Raw genomic sequence first — 20,980 nt, forward strand, 5'->3', positions numbered from 1 at the left:
TCCCCCGCCCCGCCGATCAGCGTATCGGCGCCGGCGCTGCCATTCAGCGTGTCATTGCCGGCACCGCCGGTGATCGTGTTGGCGAGCGCATTGCCGATGCCGGTGAAGCTGGCGGATCCCGTGTAGGTCAGGGTCTCGACATTGGTGCCGAGCGTATAGCTTGAAAGCGCCGTGCGGATTTCATCGGTGCCGGCACTGGCCGCCTCGTCGATCACATCGCTCGCACTGTCGACCACATAGAGGTCGTTGCCGGCACCGCCGATCAGTAAGTCGGCGCCGGTGCCGCCGTCCAGCGTGTCGTTGCCGGCGCCGCCGGTGATCGTGTTGGCGAGGCTGTTTCCTGTCCCGATAAAATCGCCGGTGCCGATGAAGGTCAGGTTTTCGACATTGGCAATATTGGTCAAGGCATAGGAAGAAAGCACCGTCCTGATCAGATCGGTTCCTTCATTCGACCCTTCGGTGACCACGTCGGCAATGTCATCGACAATATAGGTGTCGTTGCCTGCTCCACCGATCAGTGTGTCGGCTCCGGCCTTTCCGTCCAGGATGTCGGCGCCTGCCGCACCCCTGATCGTGTTGGCGGATGCATTGCCGGTGCCGGTGAAGGCCGCCGTTCCGTTATAGGTGAGGTTCTCGATATTGGCGCCAAGTGTATAGCTTGCCAGGTTCGTGCGGACCGTGTCGGTCCCCTCGCTGGCGCTTTCGGTGACGCTGTCGCCGGCATTGTCGACGGCATAGATGTCATCCCCCGCTCCGCCGATCAGCGTGTCGGCGCCGGCGCTGCCATTCAGCGTGTCATTGCCGTCCCCGCCGGAAAGCGTATCGCTGGCAGCGCCCCCGATGATAAGGTTGTCCAGCGAGTTGCCCGTTCCGGCAAAGGCTGCCGTTCCGTTATAGGTGAGGTTCTCGACATTGGCGCCAAGCGTATAGCTTGCCAGGTTCGTGCGGACCGTGTCGGTCCCCTCGCTGGCGTTCTCGGCGACGCTGTCGCCGGCATTGTCGACGGCATAGATGTCGTCCCCCGCCCCGCCGATCAGCGTGTCGGCGCCGGCGCTGCCATTCAGCGTGTCATTGCCGGCGCCGCCGGAAAGCGTATCGCTGGCAGCGCCCCCGATGATAAGGTTGTCCAGCGAGTTGCCCGTTCCGGCAAAGGCCGCCGTTCCGTTATAGGTGAGGTTCTCGATATTGGCGCCAAGCGTATAGCTTGCCAAGTTCGTGCGGACCGTGTCGGTCCCCTCGCTGGCGTTCTCGGTGAGGCTGTCGCCGGCATTGTCGACGATGTAGGTGTCGTCCCCCGCACCGCCGAGCAGCGTGTCGGCGCCGGCGCCACCGTCCAGCGTATCGTTGCCGGCGCCGCCTAAGAGCGTATCGGTGGAGGCGCCCCCCGTGATCGTGTTGGCGAGCCCGTTTCCGATACCGCTGAAGGCCCCGGTGCCGATAAAGGTTAGGTTTTCGACATTGGCGCCAAGCGTGTAGCTTGCCGTGGCGCGAACCGTGTCGGTCCCCTCACTGGCGTTTTCGGTGACGACGTCGGCGGCATTGTCGACGAAATAGGTGTCGTTGCCAGTGCCGCCGATCAATGTGTCGACGCCAGTACCACCGGACAGCGAATCATTTCCGGCATTTCCCCAAAGCGTATTGTTCGCTTCGTTACCGACAATCGTATCGTCGCCGGAGCCGGCCTGAACATTCTCGATCAAGGAGGCAACGTTGTTGTGATAAAGAAGCGCGTTGAAAATGTTGCCGCGGGCGTAACCATTGTTCGGACCACCCCCCAGATCGGCCAACTGGCCCTGGGAAAAGACCGAGTACCCCCCTGCTCGCAAATCGATCGTGAGGTTGGTGGTATAAGCGCTCAAATCATAGGTATCGATTCCGCCGCCGTCCCAGATTGTCGCGAAGATGCGGTTGGCATCGGGCGTGATGGCCGCGACGCCGTTGACATAGGTGATGCCTTGGTTCGGATTCCACTTGTAAACGGTATTGCCACTGTTGGTCGTGTAGTCCGCACCATACATTTCCTGCAGGGCGGCGATGTCGAGCATCATGAAGCTTTGAGGCGCGCCGTCATGCTCGTATTTGTAGCCGCTTGTTGTATCGTCTCCAACAAACGTGCGGTAAGTCATGACCGTGTATTCGAGCGAATCGTAGGCACTCGGAACGACCGTTGAATTGTCGAAGTATATGGGCTCATGAGCATGTTTCAATCCCAGCGCGTGACCCAGTTCATGCACCAAGGTATGCCCTGCATAGTTGCCGAACTCCGGAAAGCGAAGATCTACCTCAGTGCCGGCATATGACGTTCCGAACCAGACGTCGCCGCCTGCCTCCGGAGTGTCTGGATAATAGGCCCATGCCGTCGGGGGCATCCATGACTGAGCGAACCGCACCGATGCGGTCTCCGCACTACCGGCCTGAAAGTTGGCGTTCGTAAATCCCTCAACGGAGAAACCGTCATTTGCCGTATTTCCGTAGGATTGCTCCATGAAGAACAAGGCAAAAGACTGCTGCTGAGAGGAAATCGCAGAGAAACCCCAATCTTTCTCGCCGGCATAGGAATACGATGTCGAGAAGGTGGGAAACGCATAGGTTATCGTTCCGTCCCAGGCTGTGCCGCTGAACAGCCCGTCAACTTTCTGATCCCCAGTCAAGCTGACGTTCTTCGTCGAAGTAATAAGGTTCGTCATAAAATCCCCGTTTGCCTAATCCACTCTGCCGTGCCAAATGCCGGTTCCCTCTGCTCCGCATGAGGGTGAAACTTCAACTACAAGTCTTATCTCGCTTCAGTAAGGTTTTGACCTAAGTAACTAACGCTCATGAAGGGCTTCCTCCGCGACCTCGATCAAAGGCGAGAAGACATATTCCAGGATCCTGCGCTCGCCTGTTCGAACCTCCGCAACTGCTGCCATGCCCGCACTTAACTGGACGTTACGGCCATCTGCTAGAATTTGATCGGCCTCCAAACTCAAGGTCACCGGAAAAACCAGGTTCTGCATCCTTTCGGCGCCGCCGAACGTTGTCTCCGACTGTCGTGCCGCAGGGTCGCCTTCACGACGCGCGGCATCGGGTTCCGGAATCGCATCGGCCGCAATCTTGATGACGCGGGCCGGGATCGTTCCGTAGCGTGTAAAGGGAAAGGCTTCGAGCTTGACGACAGCATCCTGGCCGACCTTGATGAAGCCGATGTCCTTGTTCAAAGCGTAAGCTTCGAGTTCCAGTGTGCTTCCCTCAGGCACGACACGCATCACGTCCTCGCCGACGGTCACCACTTGGCCCACACTGGTAATCGAGGATGCTTGCACCGTGCCGTCTATTGGACTGCGCAAAGTCATCTGCTCGCGAACATTTATGGCTTTCGCCAGTCGCTGCTCCAGCTCTTCGACCCGACGTTCCGCATTACCCAGCCGCTCGAGCTGATCGCCTAGGAATGCTCGTTTTAGCTTGTCCTTTTCCCGCGCAAGGACCTCGATACCAGCGGCGGCATCAGCGAGCTGACCTTCCTGCATAGCCAGTTGCGTCGCCTGCTCCTTCAATGTTTGCGTCGCATCGATCACGCTTGCCATGGTGCCGGCTTCCTTCGAAGCCAGCATATTGCGCATCGCCACACGCTCTTTCAGCGTTTCAACCAGCGAGTTCTGAGCCACAACCGTCACCGTCAGACGATCGCGCTCCACTTCCTTCTGGTGCTTCTGAGCATCAAGCGACGCAACTGCGGCCTGGTATTGTTCGAGGTCGCCCCGCAGGATGCCTTCTTCACGACGACGCAATTCATCGGACGCGTCCGCATCCCATGAGATCGTTGGCGGCAGCCTGCCGCTCTCCTGAGAACGAACATAGTTTACCGCAGCTGTTCGGCGCCGGACCTCGGCGCTCACAGACGCCAGGCCTTTTGCCGCATCCGTCTCATCGGCAATAGCATCCGTCGAATCAAGCTCGAGGAGGATATCACCGGTCTTGACCTGTGCGCCATTTGATGGCGGAAGCGCCTTCACCTTACCCGTCAACAGCGGCTGAACAACCTTAACGCGGCCGGCCGGCTGAATCTTGCCCTGTGCGGCTGCGATGATGTCGATGTGGCCGATATAGGACCAGATCAATGCCGTTGTGACGAAGGCGCAAATGATCAAGATCAGCGCCAGGCGCACCGGCGAGGGTGGGGTCTCGAGGATTTCGATCGCCGGTGCCAGAAACTCATGATCGGATCGCTTGGCCGGGCGCGGCGCAGGACCGGCATATCGAACAGCTTGGACAGGTCCACTTTTCATGCGGCGCCTCTGTCATTCTGCAAGGCCCAAAGCCGCGCATAGAGCCCGTCCGGGCGCTTAAGCAGCTCGTCATGGCTGCCAATTTCTGCTATGCGCCCGTCTGCCATACCGATGATCCGATTGCAGGGCCGCACAGCTGCGAGCCGGTGCGCGATGATGATAACCGTTCGGCCGGCGGCGATCTGGCGCATATTGGTCTGTACGACCCGTTCGCTTTCATAGTCGAGGGCGCTGGTCGCCTCATCGAAAATCAAGATCGGCGGGGCTGTGGCAAGCGCACGGGCAATGGCGATCCTCTGACGCTGGCCGCCGGACAGGTTCGCGCCACGTTCTTCGATCATCGTGTCGTAGCCTTGCGGCAACCGCAAAATGAATTCATCCGCCCCGGCGAGCTTGGCAACCGCAATAACCTGAGCGCGGTGCATCGCCGGGTTTGAGAAAGCGATATTGTCGTGGATCGTGCGGTTGAACAGCAGATTCTCTTGGAGAACGACTCCTATGTGGCTTCGAAGCCAAGCGGGGTCGAGTTGTGATAGATCCATGCCATCCAGCAGGACCTGCCCCTCTTCGGGGACGTAGAGACGCTGCACCAGTTTGGCAAGCGTGGACTTTCCGGAACCCGATGCGCCGACGATACCGATGATTTCTCCGGGTTTGATGTCCAGCGATACGTTTTTCAAGACTTCCGGAGAGCCGGGCCGATAACGGAAGATGACATTTCGAAGTTCAATGTTCCCCCGTGGGGCAGGCAACGACAAACGGGAGCTTGGCTGACGCTCCATCGGCGTGTTCAGAATGTCGCCGAGCCGATCGACCGAGATCTGCACCTGCTGGAAATCTTGCCAGAGTTGGGACAACCTCAAAACCGGCTGAGTGACCTGCCCTGCGATCATGTTGAAGGCAACAAGCGAACCAACGGAAAGCTCCCCGTTCATCACGGCCCTTGCACCGAAAAGAAGAAGGACCGCCGTCGAAAGCTTGCTCACATATTGAATGGCATTTTGTCCGCCAGCGCTCAGCAGTGTCGTATCGAAGGCTGTTCGCACGTAAACTGCGAGCTTTTCCTCCCACTGCGCCTGCATCACCGGCTCCACCGCGGCGGATTTAACCGTGTGGACACCGACGATCGCTTCGACCAGGAACTGCTGGCTTGCCGCTCCCCGATTGAACTTCTCTTTGACGAATTCGCGCAGCGGCGGTCGAACCACGATTCCGATCAGGAGGTAGATCGGGATCGCCGCAACGACAATCAGGGTCAAGCTCCAGGAGTAGGCGAAAAGAACCGCGATGAAGACAAAAGTGAAAATGACGTCGAGCGCCGAAAACAACCCCTGCCCGGTCAGAAATGCGCGGATCGTTTCAAGTTCTCGAACGCGGGCGACGGTCTGGCCGGCTGATCGCGTCTCGAAGTACTCCAGCGGTAGCCGCAGGAGATGATGGAACAATCGTTGGCCGAGCTCGACATCGATCCGGTTCGTCGTGTGAGCCAGCGCATAGGCCCTCAGATATTGAAGCATGACATCGAAGAGACCAATGATCGCGATGCCTGCAACAAGCACGAACAACGTCGAATAGGCTTTGTGCGTCAGGACCTTGTCGACCACGACCTGGAAGAACAAAGGTGTGATGAGCGCGAAGATCTGCACAAACAGCGAGGCAAGCAATACATGGGCAAGCGGCTTTCGATAACGCCAGATCGATGGCAGAAACCACTTGAAGCCGAATTCTCGCGGGTCGGACCCTTCGCCTCTTATGCGCCGCCCCACAAGAATAACGCGCGCGTCGATTTCGGCTAGTATATCCGCAGAAGCGATTTCACGATCGACGCGTGTTATCGGATCGACGAGTCTGTACTTTCCCGATGGGTTCAAGCCGCCGAGCACCTGAAAGGAGCCGCTGCGCACCTGGACAATGGCGGGGACAGGCATGGCTCGAAGACGTTGCTCCGTGACCTTCTCCACGACACGCGCCTTAAGCCCGATGATCTTGGCTGCTCGCTGAATGTCGATGGCCTGGGACGTGCGCCCCTTCAACGCCAGATCGTGCTGCAGCTGAACCGGGTCGGCAGCAATGCGATAGAATGCAGCGATGCCGCAGAGCGCACGAAGACCGGAGTCCAGATGCTGCGAAAGGCTGCCATCCATGCGCGGAACTATTCCCCTGAAGCTACAGATTACCGCGCTCCACCGGCCCAACCGCCTGCTGCGGCTGCTTGCTGATGATGTAACTCACTCGGAAATACTGCGCCACGGGGGGATATTGGAGCTCGCCTGATTTCGAGCCGGTTGTGGCGAAGAAGCAACAACGCACCGACGGTAGCACAGTCTAGCTTCGCCGGGGGTGGCAACGGCTCGAGTCAGGGAGCAATCTTCGGCGCCTATGATGGGATCAAACCGCGCTCCGACACCCACTCAAGCGTTGAGACAGCGCCCCGGTACTGGCCGACACCGCCTAACTCGGCGAGGCGTCAGGCCCACCGGCGGCTCTTTGAATTAAGCGGGCAACCACTTCAGTGCGGTTCTGCGCCTGCAACTTGCGCATAATGTGTTGCAAATGCATCTTGACCGTATGCCCCGACAAATTGAGTTTTCCTGCAATTACCTTATTTGAACAGCCGGATTGCAGCTCTGCGAGGACATCCGCTTCCCGGGGAGTGAAATCAGCAATCGCCAAGTACTGCGTCCTATCATCCAAGCATTTTTCGGCCTCATTTCTGGCCGGGCTATGCTCGCTTGAGCCGTTTGCAACAGCTCCCAATAGCTGCGGGAAAAATGTTCCTCCTGCCAGAACAAGGCGAAGACCGGCAAGGGCAATATCAACGGGAAGTGACGTCGAGAAAAAGCCGCGGATGCCTATCTCAAGCGCCTGACGGACTATGATGACGTCATCCGTACTTGAGAGCAACGTGATAGGAGCCTCAGGAAAACGTGCAGCAATTGCCGCGAGATCTTCCCGCAGGCTGGCGCTCTCGACATCTCTGCCAGCCAGATCCAATGCAATCAAACGCACCTCGGCTCCAAGAGCCCGATCGAGACTCTCGGTCGAGATCAAATCTATAAAGTTCCACCCAGCGAGTTCACGCTCAAGAAGCTTCACCACGGTGGTGCGCGCCAAAGTAGAATGCTCAATGATGATCACAGTTGGTGCATTGCGCCCCATACGGCGCTTGGTATTAGCAATGTCGGACACTTGCGCGCTCCCCAGATATTTGCAACGCAACAGCTGTTCATATTATTCCTGTTCTCATTACATGTCATGATAAAAAGTGAGTGTATTTCAGATATCAATAGTCTGATCTCTCACGATAATTCTTATAGTCTATAAGATTTGAGTGAGAGATGACTAGGCCTGCAGGGCGTATTTAAGAGATTGTTCATGAGGGTCTGCTGGTTCGACTTGTCGCTACAGACTTTCCATCCCTTCGCCGAATTCACGTACGGCAAGCGGGTCAACAAAGCTTTCAAAGGCACTGAAAAAGCAACCGATCTGCTACAGGCCCATTTTGGAAGGAACCAGTGGAGATAACCAGCTGCCGATCGGCTCGGCTTTGTTTCCATATGTCAGTTCAAAACAGCCGCAGACCCAGACAGCAAAACGACAACCGAAAAAAGCGACAAAACCACAAGATCGCTGATTACCCATTATGATTAGTGAAACTACACCCTGATGAGGCATGAATACCCGTTGTTTCACGCAGGCAGCACTGCGCCGACGCTCCCAGATGCCGGGCGGCGGTCACGGCCTCTGGCGGCCGAAATCGGCGACAATACGGATGAGGTCGTGGTGAAATGTTCGGCATTGCGCGAGCCCGTCGGCACGAAAGCGGTTTCGTGCAGTCGAGCCTCCGCAATGCAAGCGCGGAGTCTATCCGCTAGCTATGCATGAAGCTCAGAATGTCGTCGACGAGAGCCGAATGGGCGTCTGTGAGATTACCCTCTCCGCCGTGGCCCGCGATGCCCGCCAACTGAAGCGCTTGCTGATCATAGAGAACATGATCGATCTGTTGGGCGTCCGCCGTCCCGCCGGCGGGAACGGCAATGTTGATGGGATGGAAATAGGCGAAATTGACGTCTACCATGCTGCCGGTTGACGATCCGGTCCCACCACCGCCCCCTGCATGATTGCCGGTGAAAATCGTATCCGACGATATGTTGAAGCCACCGCCATTGCCGCCGATGCCGGCGATCTGCACAGTGCCCTGATCGAAAATTGCATTGTTTGTCTGATGAGCGACCGCCGAACCGCCTGCGGCGCCGACGGCGATGTTGATCGGTGAGAATATGGCCACACTTACGTCGACCATGCTGCCGATAAAATATCCATCGCCGCCGTGGCCCGCATAATTGTCGCCGGTCAATGTGAGCGACGTTCCCGGGCTCAGCGACGCACCATGGCCCGCGGCGTTGTGGTCTCCGCCCGAGCCGCCGATGCCGCCCATCTGGGTTGCGCCCTGCAGAAACAATGCATTGTTCGATTGCTCAGCGTGAGCCTCCGCGCCGGGGCCAGCAGCCACGGCCGTATTCACCGGCGCAAACACCGCGACTTCGGTGCTGACCAGTCCACCGTAGAAGAGGCCATTGCCGCCGGTGCCGGCATGATTGCCGCCGTCGCCGCTGCCGATGGCAACATTGCCGCTTCCGCCATTCCCGCCGATCCCGGCCATTTCGGTAGGATGCTGATTGATAAGCGCATCATTGCCCTGGAAAGCGTCGGCGCCCGAATGAGGCCCGGCCATCGCGGCATTCGACGGCATGAAGACGGCCAAGGCGTTGCTGCTGATCACGCCTTCGCTTATCCCGTCACCACCGCTGCCGGCAGAATTATAGCTCGGATTGGAAGCGACCTCCAATGGAAGCCAGGTCGGCACCAGTGCCAGATGCCCCGCGGCCACATTAGGGGCGAGGTTTTGATCGGTGCCCGCCTTGGGCAAGTCTTCCGATAAGGAACGAGTTTCCGCCATTACCGTCTCCATTTCCGGTCAACCGCACGGCCACCGAGCGTGCGACGCTATGCAGCCTGAATTGTTCAGGCATTGTGCATCTGAACGCAACAAAAGCAGAGCCTGCAATTCGTCTACATCCCGTCGGCTAGTTCTATAGCCATTTGGCTGTCAGGGCCGCAGTGCTCCTTGTGCCAGTCTGCGAGCACTCAACGCCCGTTTGGGTTAGAGGCCCCCATCTTGCGCCCCCGTTCTCGCGGCGAGTCATGACAGTTTTTCAGCTCCAAGCGGGGCCTCCGCCAGGCGCGGCCTGATCAGCCCCGGGGATGCAGCCGGTTCGCTTGGACGGCCGTTGCTTCGAAAAACGGCATCGCTTCGACGAGGCCGCAGAAATGATCCTGCCCATACCAGCCGGGGTCAAATCACTAGGTACTAATCCAAATAACGCTCCGTCACCTTCAAGTATACATCCGAAAGAGTGCCGCCGAATATCTGGGTAGTTCGCAGATTAAATCGCAGGCAATATTCGTCCGCGGTTGTATTGGCTAGCGGTGACATGCTGGATACCCACGCCGTAAAAGTAACATGGACGAAACGAAGTAGAAGGAGTGACATCAATGCCTATTCCACAAATATCCGACACGATTCAACTCAATAACCCGGATGCTGGTGACGCGAAAGCCGGCAACGGCGGTGATGGCCACAACGATGGGAACATCAACTACAACCCAGTTGCATATGTAGACCCCGTGCAAAAGGTCTACGGGGCAACGACCGATCTGCACAACGGCGATCACGTTTGGCAGAAGGCAAGTTGGGACGCCGGCCATGGCGGAGACGGTGGCTTTGCTCAGGCCAAGAACGGCTTCCTGGCGGCGGTCACGAACAGCGGCGACGGCGGCGCCGGGGGAGATTCCAACTCCAACGGCAGCCAAGGAAACTCGAGCGGCGGCGACACGGCTGCGGTGGCTGCAGCTACGACCGCGACACAATATACGCAGCTTGTGGCCGATCAGCATGCCACCATCCTCGCAGGCGTCGGCGGCAACGGCGGCAACGGAAACAACGCTCTGGGCGGCGATATCTCGTCAGCTTTGGTGCACACGGATCCCGAAACGACGACGGTGAACAATTCTCTCGATCACTTCATAAACGCCTTCGGCCATATCGACGTCGACCATCTCGGCTCATGAACTCAGACTCTGAGGGTCGCCGGTTTCGGCTGGCGACCCTCCTGAATTGCTGAACCAGCACGCAGTCTTTTCTCGTCAGTATCAAATGCAGCGAGATCTGGTAATGACAACGATTTCCATCAAGCCACCGCGCCCGCCGACACAGCTTGTTGTCGCGCTCAGGGCCTGTGCCGGAGCCTTCGGGTTGGTCTTCCTCTATAGCTGCGGCTACAATCTCTTTCTTCTGGCGCCGTCCATCTATCTCCTGCAGATCTATGACAGGGTCCTGTCGAGCCGAAGCGCTGACACGCTCCTGATGCTGACGATGATCATCGCCGTCGCTGTGCTGGTCGGGTCGACGCTCGATATCGTGCGCAGGGCTGCGCTTTCGCGCCTCGGCAGCTGGCTGGATCACAGGCTACGGCCCATGGTGTTGACCGCATCGTTCGAATATGCCGCTCGCGCCGATACGGGAGCTGCTACGGAATGCTACAGGGACCTGGCCGCCCTACGCCAGTTCCTCGATTCACCGGCCAGCTCGCTGCTTTTTGACGTTCCCTGGGCGCCGTTATTCCTGCTCCTGCTCTTTCTTGTTCATCCGCTGCTTGGGACCATCGGTCTTCTGAGCGCAGTTGCACTTCTGCTGTTTGCGTTCATGACGGAACTGGCAACGCGGGAGCCGCTTGCCCACGCCAATCTTGCCCTTTCGAGGAGTTATCTGCGATTTGCGACCGCCCTCAAAAACATCGAGGTGATCCGGGCAATGGGCATGCAGGATGGCGCGGCGCTGATCGTCTATCGCGATGCAGAAATGGCAAGACGGGCGCAGGACATCGCGATGCATCGCACCGAGATCATTCTTGGTTTCTCCAAATCGATCCGCACACTCGCGCAGATCCTGATGATGGGATCCGCGACATGGCTGGTGCTCGCAAACGACGGCAGTCCCGGGATCATCTTCGTTGCGAGCCTGCTGCTCGGGCGCGGGCTCGCACCAATCGAGGGCGCAATAGGTGCTTGGCGCTCCTTTACGTTTGCGCGCAATGCCTTCAATCGCTTGAACAGAATGCTGATAGCAGTTGCATCGGACCGCGATACTCGAATGGTGCCGCGACCGGAACCCAATGGCCTCGTTCTCGATAATGTCAGCTATTTCAAGCCATTCGCCAATCGGCCGATACTGACGGATATCACATTGCGGCTGGCGCCAGGCGATTGCATAGCGCTCATCGGTCCGTCGGGATCGGGAAAATCGACACTTGGCCGCATCATGGCAGGCGTTGTGCAAGCAACGAGCGGATGTGCCCTTCTCGGCGGGGTCGATATCTCGGCTCTGCGCCTTTGCGGCGGGACCTGCCATGTCGGATACCTGCCGCAGGACATCGAACTCTTCGGCGGAGCAATCAAGGATGTGATCGGCCGGCTGGACGGAGGAGACCCCTGCAAAGCGATCGACGCCGCAAAGCTCGTTGGGTTGCACGAAGCGATCATGCGACTGCCGCAGGGCTACGAGACCGATATCGGTGAAGGTGGAAACCTGCTCCTTCGGGCTCAGCGCCAACAGCTGGGACTGGCACGGGCTGCCTATGGAAATCCGTCTCTTATCGTTCTCGACGATCCGAATTCGAGCCTGGATTATGACGGCGAACGCATGCTCTTTGCGGCAATCGAGCGCATGAGATCCAGGGGGATGATCGTCGTTATCATAACGCACCGGATGGGGATCCTGCCGGTCACCAACAAGATTGCCATCATGCGCAACGGGACGGTGGCTGCCTTCGGCGACAGTGAGCGGATTTACGAAACCTATCTTCAACCACCGTCTCGAACAGGAACATAGGGAAACGCTGCCATGGCCCTTGTTCAACTGGAGACAACGCCGGCGAGATTTTCAAATTCGTCGAGGACGGGTCGGGAGCTGGTCGAACGACCGACAGCGACAGCCAAGCAACAGTCGGCCTATTGGCCGGTGATCGAGTCGAAACAGCGCGGACCCGCCGCCCCTTCTCCCATGCCGCGGCTCAGAAGTGTTGTCTGGACGGGGAACCTGTTGATCCTGACCTTCATCGTCGGATTGGGAATCTGGTCGGTTCTGGCGCCGCTGAAAAGCGCTGCAATTGCTTCGGGCGTTGTCGAACCGGAATCCAGCCGCAAGACCATTCAGCATCTGGAAGGTGGAATTGTCCGACGGATCCTCGTTAAAAACGGCGATGCGGTCACGGCCGGGCAGATCGTCATAGAACTCGACGATACGAAGTCTCGCTCGGAGCGCGACAGCGTTCAAGGGCAACTTTGGGACGCCGAAGGAAGCCGTGCCCGCCTGCTTGCGGAGCAGACAGGCGGCGACCATGTCGCCTATCCTGAGGATCTCAGGGCAGCAATGGACAAATATCCTTCGGTCAGCGCGATTCTGATCGGGCAACAGAAAATCTTCGACGCCCGTCGCCGGGTCATGCAGGCGGAAATTCAGATCACCAATGAAAAAATCGCGCAGGTGCGGCAGGAAATCGTCGGGCTTAGCGCGCAGAAGGCAGCACTGGCCGACAGAGCCGCAATCTCGAGCCAAGAACTGGATCAGGTTACGGTCCTCACCGCCAAAGGACTGGAAAGACGGAGCAGGCTTCTCAACCTCCAGCGGGAAAAAGCAGACCTTGATGGCCAGCACGGTGCAGTAGAGGCGCAGATCTCTCGCGCCTATCAGGTAATCAGCGGCTCGCAGGCCGATCTCGTAAAGCTTGAGAGCGACCGGCTGAACGAAGTCGCCCAGGGCATGCGCAATACGGAAAGCCAGATCATGCAGCTGCGCGAACGCTTGCGGGCGATCGACGACCAACTGTCCAGGACCGATATCCGTGCTCCCGAAGATGGAACAATTATGAACCTGCGCATCCACACATCAGGTGGCGTGATCGGCGCGGGTGAACCACTCGTTGATCTTCTGCCACGCACCGATCGTCTTGTCGTGTCTGCCCACGTCAGACCGGAAGACATCAATCTCGTCCATCCGGGGCTCGAGGCACAGGTCCACCTCCTTCCCTACAATCAGCGGCGTGTTCCACTCCTGAAAGGTCGGGTCGAATATGTATCAGCGGACCGTCTCACCGATCCGCAGAGTGGCCAGCCCTATTTTGCCGCGACAATCCGTGTAACGGACGAGCGGTTGGCAAAAATGAGTGATGTCGAACTGGTCGCGGGCATGCCCGCACAGACACTGATCGAAACGGGCGAAAGCAGCGTGGCGCTCTATGCCGTCAGACCACTCCTCGACAGTTTCAACAGAGCATTTCGCGAGGACTGACACCGTGATGGGCAAGAGAAAATTCGACGACGACCAGATTACGGGTATTCTGAAGGAGCACCAAGCCGGGGTGACGGTGGCGGATGTTTGCCACAAGCACGGTATCAGCGAGCCGACCTTCTATCGGTGGCAATCCTTGCAGTACGGAAATGTCGGTCTCTATGCCAAAAGGCTGAGAGCACTGGAGGAGGAAAACCAGAAGCTCAAGAAGCTTTTGGCCGAATCCATGCTCTCGGCGGCAACGCTGAGCGAGATGCTGGCGAAGACCTCGAAGGGGCGAAACTAAGGTCACGATGGACTTGTGGATGTTCAGCCACAGTTCCAGATTGATCTTGAATTGTGGCCGCTACTCACTCCGTCATTGAGCGCAAGTGGCGGCTGTGGATGTGACGATGCGGTCGATGAGGATAAAGTTTGCGGAATGCGGGGTTTTGTCGTGGCCAGCCAGCTGTCTGCCGAAAAATACGCCTTGGTCCTCACCTGCGAACTTGACGTCGCCTTAAGGCCAAGAATGAAATTGAAGCTATTTTCGCTGCCGGCTTCGCGCGTAAAGCTGAGATAGGCGCCGAATTGTTCGTATTCGACATTGCGAAGGCTTTGGATCGACGCAAGCGCATCTTCGAAATCACGCCAGCAAGCCTGCTTCACAATGATCTCGAAAATGCGCAGGACAGCCGGAGCGAGACGCCCCTGGGCATCTGTCTGCGGCCCGACGATCTTGGCGCGGATCTCAACAATATCGCCCCTTTCATTTCCCCGAACCCTAACGAAGGTCGAACTGAGGGGTCGCACCTCGTCCCGTTCGTGGATGCGCTGAAAATAACATTCATAGCTGCGATTGCGCATCGATGCGGCTTTCCATTCGCTCATTTCGATGCCGGCCTCTCGAAGAGCGCCGCAGATATTTGGCCCCGCGAAGCGCCACGTCCGCAGAAACTGACTGGCCAGCTCCAGTTTCGGAACCTCGATCAGCTTCAGCGATACAGAGGTCGGCGGAAGAGGAGCAGGAGCCGCCGTATCAGGGCGGACTGATATGCGTGATGATCGGGCGGCCTTATCGAGCGCTTGATACTCAAAGCGACCAGCCGGATCTTCGACGTGACGGATTTCATGGTAAAAAACAGCGATGCCGACAAGAAGCAAAACGGGTATCAAAAGCGCCGGCCAAAGCAGCCAGCGGCGGTTGCTCCGTAAGAGGAACCTCCAGTGCCGCGGCTGGCTGTCGCGAGGAGGACCAACTGCCGACGACACTTTATCCACGGCGATCCCCCGCAAGCTTACGACCAGCGGCGTCGGTCGGCGCGTGGCCAATCGGCCCCTGCGGCTAGTCTCTTCTGAGGCGAGCAACGATGTGAAAGCGGGTACAGCCGACTCACCTTCAACACTGCGATTCTGATGCCGACTGTATAAAGCGTCAAGCAGGAACCTCGGGGCGGCGATTTTCGGGGCGATGCGCTAGTAACGCGCGGACCCGCATATGTCGAAAACAGGGTTCCGTCGAGCAACCTAGCTTAGCTATATTTGCCGACAATGGTGGCCTCTGTCGCGGCGCGCAAAGCGTCTTCGGCAAAGGTTCACTCCTTGACGTTTCGGCCCTGCCTCTTCTTTGCGGGCACGAGATCGGGATGCCGGACAGTCTCATCCTCAATCAGCCACGGGACTTTGAGCACTCAAAAAAGGATGCGGGCAAAGCCCGCATCCTGCTTGGCATTCGCCTCAGTTCTTGGTGACGAAGTCCTTGACGTTCTCAGGCGTGACGAGCTGGAAGGGAATATAGACCTTCTTGTCGACCTTTTCGCCCTTGGCAAGCTTCAGCGCCGCGTCGAGCGAGCCCTTGCCCTGGCCGGCGGCATCCTGGAACACGGTGACGTCAAGATCACCCGCCTGCATGGCGGCAAGCGCGTCCTGGGTGGCGTCGACGCCACCGACGACGACCTTGGTCATATCCTTGCCGGCCGCCTTCAGCGCCTGGATGGCGCCGATCGCCATTTCGTCGTTGTTGGAGATGACGGCGTCGAATTCGATGCCGCTGGAGAGCCAGTTGGTCATCAGGTCGGCGCCCTGGGTGCGGTCCCAGTTGGCCGTCTGCTCTTCGACGATCTCCAGCCCCTTGCATTCATCCGTCTTGATGACGTCATGAATGTCCTGGGTGCGCATGCGCGCAGCCTGGTTGGAGAGCTCGCCCATGATCACCACGGCCTTGCCCTTGCCGCCGAGAATGCGGCAGATTTCCTTGGTTTCCAGCGTGCCGGATTCCTGCTCGTTGGAGGCGACGAAAGCCTGCTTCTCCGGCAGCGTGTCGACATTGACCGGCTGACGGTTGACGTAAACCAGCGGAATGCCGGCATCGGCCGCAAGCTTCGACATCGCCGTCGTCGCATCGGTATCGACAGGGTTGACGATGATCGCATCGACCTTGGAGGCGATGAAATTCTGGATCTGGCTCTGCTGCTTGGACACGTCGTTCTGTGCGTCTTCGACCTGCAGCGTCACACCGCTGAGTGTCTTTGCATAATCGGTCATGCCGTTGCGCAGAACCGTCAGGAAATTATCGTCGAACTTCGCCATCGAGACGCCGACGGTTTCTGCGTGAGCCGCCGTCGACATGACGAGCGCCATCGCAGTGCCCAGGATAAACTTTTTCATTTCACTTCCTCCACAAAGCGGTGCCCGGCTGCACCCTCCTCACGCCGGAGCTCCAGCGCCCTGGCCAAAAACAGGCGTCAGGGTGCCAGCAAAAAAGGTCGAAAATCATCGTAAAGCTGTCGCGGCGATCTCGACGCTGGCAATTTGCCTGTCGTTCCCCGCTCCACTGCCTCGCACGAAATGCATGCTTTTTCAGTGCCTTATTTGATGACTTAAGTCCGCGAACTTCATAGACGGCGTCAATGCCGAGCGACTTTCACCTGATCTCCTCCCAGTTTTCGCGCGATCACGAGGCGACGTCACGAAGTTCGGCAAGCTTCTATTGATTTCGTTTTGCGGTCCATTCATCGTTGCTTGCAAACCCTCTCATTCCTGAAAGAATCGCCGCGGCGATGAGAGAACTCCATCACCGGCGCAACAGCGGACGCGCTACGTTGCGAAATCGGGTGGCGCCGGTGGCGTTCAACCGCGCCGTGCTGGCTGATCGAGGAGGGCATCACGGCAGACGCCCTTTTGCGCTCTCCGCAGGTGCAGCAGAGTCGATCGAGACAGGCGAACCTGTCTCAAGAAAGCGCAAGTCAACTGATGCGAGCTATTGGCTACTGGCGACAGCCACCTGAGACGGGCCGGCAAAAGGTGGAGAATGACATGCAGAAGGCTGAGAAAGGTGGAAAAGACGGACGCACATATGGGCTAAGCCATTAAAATCTCGCCGCTATTCCGAGACCAAACATATGAGACCGGCTTTAAGAGACTGAATGGTGCCCAGGACCGGAATCGAACCAGTGACACGCGGATTTTCAATCCGCTGCTCTACCAACTGAGCTACCTGGGCTAACCTGCTTCCGATGGCCCCTTTCAGGAAAAGAACCGCGGGGCCTTGGTTCGCCCCGGAAGCGAGCGGGGTTATAGCATCTTGTTCGGCCATGGCAAGCGTCAAATGACTCTTTTTTGACGGTCTTGCCGGCTTTGCGGATTCATGAGGAAATATAAGAGCTTCGCGGGTGCAGCGCTCTAAAGCGCGTCGCAATCCTTCAGACTGCTCCTCGCGCTTTAGAGCTTTATTTCTATGCATGTCGTTCTCCCAAAACCGCTGCGCACTTTTGGGCGACATGCATTAGTTTTCCTCATCGGGATAATCGGCCTTGGCCTCATCGTCGGCAACCGGGATGGCATAGGCGCCGGTCAGCCAGCGGGAGAGATCGGCCTCGCGGCAGCGGTTGGAGCAGAAGGGGTAGTGTTCGCGGTGGGAAGGTTTGCCGCATTCGGGGCAAGGGCGCGCTTTGCGCAGCGGTTCGACCTTGGCGGCCGCTTTCTTGTCTTCAGGCATATCGGTCTGTCCTATAGGATCGGCCGTCGGGGCTCAGCCCTCGGGCCACCGGCTATGCACATCGAAGCCTTCGCCGGTCAAAAGCAGAATGGTTTCATAAAGCGGCAGGCCGACGACATTGGTGTAGGAGCCCACCATCTTCTGTACGAAGGTGCCGGCGAGGCCCTGGATGCCGTAGGCGCCTGCCTTGCCGCGCCACTGGCCGGAGGCCAGGTAGTTCTCGATCTCGAAGCCGGAGAGCCGCTTGAAGCGGACCTTGGTCTCGACGATCTTCTGGCGGATCTTGCGATCCGGCGTCACCAGGCAAACGCCGGTGTAGACCATATGGTTGCGCCCCGACAGCAGATGCAGCGAGCTCAACGCCTCATCGGCGAACTCCGCCTTGCCGAGAATGCGCCGGCCGACGGCGACCACCGTATCGGCAGACAGGATATAGCTGCCCTTCCAGGTGATATCGCCCTTGATGGCGGCAAGGGCGGCTTCGGCTTTCTCAGCCGAAAGCCGTCGGGCCAGCGAACGCGGATGCTCCGACTTCTTCGGCGCCTCGTCGATATCCATCGGCATCAGGCGCGAAGGCTCAATGCCGGCCTGGTTGAGCAGGTCAACGCGACGGGGCGAACCCGAGGCCAGAATGAGCTTGTATTTCAGCGTCATGGAACCTCGACCATCGGCAGACGGGAGAAAACCCTTGCAGGGCCTTGGGCAAGCTTACTTGAAACGGTAGGTGATGCGGCCCTTGGTCAGATCGTAGGGCGTCATTTCCACCAGCACCTTGTCGCCGGCGAGAACGCGGATGCGGTTCTTGCGCATGCGCCCTGCGGTATGGGCGATGATCTCGTGTTCGTTTTCGAGCTTCACGCGGAACGTCGCATTCGGCAGAAGTTCGGTGACGATTCCCGGGAATTCGAGGACTTCTTCTTTAGGCATATAAGTGTTTTCTTCCTGTGGGTTGAATAGGCAGCGCAGGGCGCGCCTTGAAAATTTGGGCGGAAACTACACAATCAACGATGGTTTGTGAACCTTGTTGATCAGGCTTTCCTTTATTTGTTTTCATGCCGATTGCGCGGCGATGCCATTTCGCTTGAGTAGCCGGCTTTCTATGAGGCCGGCCAGGTGATCGCGAACCTCGCGGTAGCTTGTCAGAATCTGCTCGCGCGTTCCGCTTGCAACCGTGGGATCCATCGTCGGCCAGTAGACGACATCGATCGCATTCGACCGGGTCAACTCGAGCGCCGCGTGATGGGCCTGCGGCGACAGGGTGATGATCAGATCGAAATAATCGTCCTCGAGCTCTTCCAGCGTCTGCGGCTGGCGGCGGCCGAGGGAAAGCCCGATCTCCTCCAGCACCGCATCCACGAAGGGATCGCGCTCGCCGGCGCGAACGCCGGCCGATCGTATATAGGTATTGGCCGGCAGAATGCTACGGGCGATCGCTTCGGCCATCGGCGAGCGGATGGCATTCATCCCGCACATGAAGAGGATGGCGCCCGGCCGCTTTCCCTCGTCGATGTCGGCGGCACGATCCATTGCCGTCATCCGCGCCAGTAGAGCACGCAGACCAGCGTGAAAAGGCGCCGGGCGGTGTCGAAATCGATCTCTATCTTGCCGGCCAGCCTGTCCTTGAGCGTCTGCGAACCTTCATTGTGGATGCCGCGCCGGCCCATGTCGATCGCCTCGATGCGGCTCGGCGTCGCCGAACGGATCGCTTCGTAATAGCTCTCGCAGATCATGAAGTAATCCTTGACGATCCGCCGGAAAGGGGTGAGCGACAGGATATGGGTAGCGACGCCGCCGCCCTCTTCGGTGGTGATGGCGAAGACCAGCTTCGAATCGACCAGCGAGATGTTCAGCCGGTAAGGCCCGCCGGCGTGGCCGAGCGGCTCGAAGCTGTTTTCCTCGATCAGGTCGAAGATGGCGACAGCGCGTTCATGCTCGACATCGGGCGTCGAACGGCCGATCGTATCGTCAAGGACGACGTCGCAAAGCCGGAATTCGCCCTTCGCCATGCCCTCACCTTTCGAGGTTGAGGCGGATCGCGACCGACCGCGCATGGGCATCGAGGCCTTCGGAAACCGCAAGCGCGATCGCCGCCGGGCCGAGGCTGCGCAGCTGCTGCGGGCCGAGGCGCAGGATCGAGGTGCGCTTGACGAAATCGAGCACCGAAAGACCGGAAGAGAAGCGCGCCGAACGCGCCGTCGGCAGCACGTGGTTCGAACCGCCGACATAATCGCCGATCACCTCGGGCGTATGAGCGCCGATGAAGATCGCGCCGGCATTGCGGATGCCGTCGAGCAGCCGGTCCGGATCGGCGACGGCGAGCTCCAGATGCTCGGCGGCGATGCGGTTGGCCAAGGGAATGGCCTGTTTCAGATCGGCAACCAGGATGACCGCCCCGAAATCGCGCCAGCTCGCCGCCGCCGTCTCGGCGCGGTTCAGCGTCTTCAGCTGGCGTTCGACCGCCTGCTCCACCGCCTTGCCGAACGCGGCATCGTCGGTGATCAGGATCGCCTGGGCGCTGACGTCGTGTTCGGCCTGCGCCAGGAGGTCGGCGGCAATCCAATCCGGATTGTTGTGCTTATCGGCAATGACCAGCACCTCGGAGGGGCCGGCGATCATATCGATGCCGACGGTGCCGAAGACATGGCGCTTGGCGGCAGCGACATAGGCATTGCCGGGGCCGGTGATCTTGGCGACCGGGGCGATCGTCTCGGTGCCATAGGCAAGAGCCGCGATCGCCTGGGCGCCGCCGACACGATAAATCTCGGTGACGCCGACGAGCTTGGCGGCGGCAAGCACCGCCGGATTGACGGCGCCGCCCGTGGCGGGAACGGCGATGACGATGCGATCGACGCCGGCGACCTTGGCCGGCACGGCGTTCATCAGCACCGAGCTCGGATAACTCGCCGTGCCGCCCGGAACATAGAGCCCGACCGCTTCGATCGCCGTCCAGCGCGAGCCGAGACCGACGCCCATGTCGTCCTCGTAGATATCGTCCTTCGGCAGCTGCCGGCGATGATGGGATTCGATGCGCAGTGCCGCAAGCTTCAGCGCGCCCAGCACTTCCGAAGGCACCGCCTCGACGGCGGCGTCGATCTCCTCTGGTGTGACGCGCATCGGCACGGTGGCGAAATCGATGCCGTCGAATTTCAGCGAATATTCGGCGAGCGCCACGTCGCCGCGGGCCCTGACATCATCGATGATGGCGCGAACGACGGTGTTCACATCCTCGGAGATTTCACGCTTGGTCGTCAGAAAGGCGGCAAAATGCTGCTCGAAACCTTCCGATGCCTGATCCAGCCAGATTGCCAAGGCCGATATTCCCTCTCAACT

At 58.8% G+C, this 20,980-nt stretch carries 16 protein-coding genes, 1 tRNA gene and 1 pseudogene; 4 read left to right on the top strand and 14 right to left on the bottom strand.

Annotated features, from left to right (window positions below; all coding sequences use genetic code 11):
* The 5 genes from ACMUVN_RS26460 to ACMUVN_RS26480 form a co-directional block, all read right to left on the bottom strand.
* Positions 1–2,687: M10 family metallopeptidase C-terminal domain-containing protein (locus ACMUVN_RS26460; RefSeq protein ID WP_414815662.1), on the bottom strand; the 2,687-nt coding region annotated here is incomplete at its 3' end.
* A 120-nt stretch (positions 2,688–2,807) separates the two neighbouring features.
* Positions 2,808–4,265 carry an HlyD family type I secretion periplasmic adaptor subunit gene (locus ACMUVN_RS26465; RefSeq protein WP_414815663.1) on the bottom strand — a complete coding sequence of 486 codons (1,458 nt, stop codon included), beginning with the start codon at positions 4,263–4,265 and terminating at the stop codon, positions 2,808–2,810.
* Positions 4,262–6,409, bottom strand: coding sequence for a type I secretion system permease/ATPase (locus ACMUVN_RS26470; RefSeq protein ID WP_414815664.1), 2,148 nt, complete (start codon positions 6,407–6,409; stop codon positions 4,262–4,264). Before ACMUVN_RS26470 ends, ACMUVN_RS26465 begins: the two co-directional genes overlap by 4 nt.
* A gap of 307 nt (positions 6,410–6,716) precedes the next feature.
* A complete protein-coding gene (locus ACMUVN_RS26475; protein ID WP_052213402.1) occupies positions 6,717–7,424 on the bottom strand; it encodes a helix-turn-helix transcriptional regulator in 708 nt (235 codons plus the stop codon).
* 712 nt (positions 7,425–8,136) lie between these two features.
* A complete protein-coding gene (locus ACMUVN_RS26480; RefSeq protein WP_414815665.1) occupies positions 8,137–9,225 on the bottom strand; it encodes a hypothetical protein in 1,089 nt (362 codons plus the stop codon).
* 596 nt (positions 9,226–9,821) lie between these two features.
* On the opposite strand from ACMUVN_RS26480, the gene ACMUVN_RS26485 reads away from it, so the two are divergent.
* The 4 genes and pseudogenes from ACMUVN_RS26485 to ACMUVN_RS26500 form a co-directional block, all read left to right on the top strand.
* On the top strand, positions 9,822–10,397 hold the full coding sequence (locus tag ACMUVN_RS26485) for a hypothetical protein (protein ID WP_028756841.1): 576 nt from the start codon (positions 9,822–9,824) through the stop codon (positions 10,395–10,397).
* A 103-nt stretch (positions 10,398–10,500) separates the two neighbouring features.
* Positions 10,501–12,216, top strand: a complete 1,716-nt coding sequence (locus ACMUVN_RS26490; protein WP_414815666.1) for a type I secretion system permease/ATPase — start codon at positions 10,501–10,503, stop codon at positions 12,214–12,216.
* Between the two features lie 12 nt (positions 12,217–12,228).
* Positions 12,229–13,674: an HlyD family type I secretion periplasmic adaptor subunit gene (locus tag ACMUVN_RS26495; RefSeq protein WP_414815667.1), complete on the top strand. Its 1,446-nt coding sequence runs from the start codon at positions 12,229–12,231 to the stop codon at positions 13,672–13,674.
* A gap of 7 nt (positions 13,675–13,681) precedes the next feature.
* Positions 13,682–13,939: pseudogene (locus ACMUVN_RS26500) on the top strand (transposase); the annotation flags it as partial.
* 44 nt (positions 13,940–13,983) lie between these two features.
* Here the strand turns inward: ACMUVN_RS26500 and ACMUVN_RS26505 are convergent.
* The 9 genes from ACMUVN_RS26505 to hisD form a co-directional block, all read right to left on the bottom strand.
* Positions 13,984–14,847: a DUF6030 family protein gene (locus ACMUVN_RS26505; protein WP_414815730.1), complete on the bottom strand. Its 864-nt coding sequence runs from the start codon at positions 14,845–14,847 to the stop codon at positions 13,984–13,986.
* A 543-nt stretch (positions 14,848–15,390) separates the two neighbouring features.
* Positions 15,391–16,320, bottom strand: coding sequence for a sugar ABC transporter substrate-binding protein (locus ACMUVN_RS26510; RefSeq protein ID WP_028756155.1), 930 nt, complete (start codon positions 16,318–16,320; stop codon positions 15,391–15,393).
* Between the two features lie 759 nt (positions 16,321–17,079).
* A tRNA-Phe gene (locus ACMUVN_RS26515) sits at positions 17,080–17,155 on the bottom strand.
* 282 nt (positions 17,156–17,437) lie between these two features.
* The gene (gene yacG / locus ACMUVN_RS26520; protein ID WP_028757470.1) at positions 17,438–17,650 is read right to left on the bottom strand and encodes a DNA gyrase inhibitor YacG; all 213 of its coding nucleotides are present in this window, start codon (positions 17,648–17,650) and stop codon (positions 17,438–17,440) included.
* 33 nt (positions 17,651–17,683) lie between these two features.
* Positions 17,684–18,304: a Maf-like protein gene (locus ACMUVN_RS26525; RefSeq protein WP_028757471.1), complete on the bottom strand. Its 621-nt coding sequence runs from the start codon at positions 18,302–18,304 to the stop codon at positions 17,684–17,686.
* Positions 18,305–18,358: 54 nt separating this feature from the next.
* Entirely contained in the window at positions 18,359–18,577 is a 219-nt protein-coding gene (gene infA, locus ACMUVN_RS26530; protein WP_003545338.1) for a translation initiation factor IF-1, read from the bottom strand.
* Between the two features lie 123 nt (positions 18,578–18,700).
* Positions 18,701–19,186 carry a low molecular weight phosphatase family protein gene (locus ACMUVN_RS26535; protein WP_028757472.1) on the bottom strand — a complete coding sequence of 162 codons (486 nt, stop codon included), beginning with the start codon at positions 19,184–19,186 and terminating at the stop codon, positions 18,701–18,703.
* Positions 19,183–19,656: a UPF0262 family protein gene (locus tag ACMUVN_RS26540; RefSeq protein WP_097544977.1), complete on the bottom strand. Its 474-nt coding sequence runs from the start codon at positions 19,654–19,656 to the stop codon at positions 19,183–19,185. Before ACMUVN_RS26540 ends, ACMUVN_RS26535 begins: the two co-directional genes overlap by 4 nt.
* 4 nt (positions 19,657–19,660) lie before the next feature.
* Positions 19,661–20,959, bottom strand: a complete 1,299-nt coding sequence (gene hisD, locus ACMUVN_RS26545; protein WP_414815668.1) for a histidinol dehydrogenase — start codon at positions 20,957–20,959, stop codon at positions 19,661–19,663.
* Between the last annotated feature and the right edge of the window lie 21 nt (positions 20,960–20,980).

Origin of the sequence: Rhizobium sp. IY2, assembly GCF_047532935.1 — a bacterium.
In the GTDB taxonomy this organism is placed as follows: Bacteria; Pseudomonadota; Alphaproteobacteria; order Rhizobiales; family Rhizobiaceae; genus Rhizobium; species Rhizobium anhuiense.

Bases quoted from the DNA above. Each gene is read 5' to 3' on its own strand.
- ACMUVN_RS26465 (WP_414815663.1), bottom strand. From the start codon at position 4,265: ATGAAAAGTGGACCTGTCCAAGCTGTTCGATATGCCGGTCCTGCGCCG.
- ACMUVN_RS26470 (WP_414815664.1), bottom strand. From the start codon at position 6,409: ATGGATGGCAGCCTTTCGCAGCATCTGGACTCCGGTCTTCGTGCGCTC.
- ACMUVN_RS26475 (WP_052213402.1), bottom strand. From the start codon at position 7,424: ATGGGGCGCAATGCACCAACTGTGATCATCATTGAGCATTCTACTTTG.
- ACMUVN_RS26480 (WP_414815665.1), bottom strand. From the start codon at position 9,225: ATGGCGGAAACTCGTTCCTTATCGGAAGACTTGCCCAAGGCGGGCACC.
- ACMUVN_RS26485 (WP_028756841.1), top strand. From the start codon at position 9,822: ATGCCTATTCCACAAATATCCGACACGATTCAACTCAATAACCCGGAT.
- ACMUVN_RS26490 (WP_414815666.1), top strand. From the start codon at position 10,501: ATGACAACGATTTCCATCAAGCCACCGCGCCCGCCGACACAGCTTGTT.
- ACMUVN_RS26495 (WP_414815667.1), top strand. From the start codon at position 12,229: ATGGCCCTTGTTCAACTGGAGACAACGCCGGCGAGATTTTCAAATTCG.
- ACMUVN_RS26510 (WP_028756155.1), bottom strand. From the start codon at position 16,320: ATGAAAAAGTTTATCCTGGGCACTGCGATGGCGCTCGTCATGTCGACG.
- yacG (WP_028757470.1), bottom strand. From the start codon at position 17,650: ATGCCTGAAGACAAGAAAGCGGCCGCCAAGGTCGAACCGCTGCGCAAA.
- ACMUVN_RS26525 (WP_028757471.1), bottom strand. From the start codon at position 18,304: ATGACGCTGAAATACAAGCTCATTCTGGCCTCGGGTTCGCCCCGTCGC.
- infA (WP_003545338.1), bottom strand. From the start codon at position 18,577: ATGCCTAAAGAAGAAGTCCTCGAATTCCCGGGAATCGTCACCGAACTT.
- ACMUVN_RS26535 (WP_028757472.1), bottom strand. From the start codon at position 19,186: ATGACGGCAATGGATCGTGCCGCCGACATCGACGAGGGAAAGCGGCCG.
- ACMUVN_RS26540 (WP_097544977.1), bottom strand. From the start codon at position 19,656: ATGGCGAAGGGCGAATTCCGGCTTTGCGACGTCGTCCTTGACGATACG.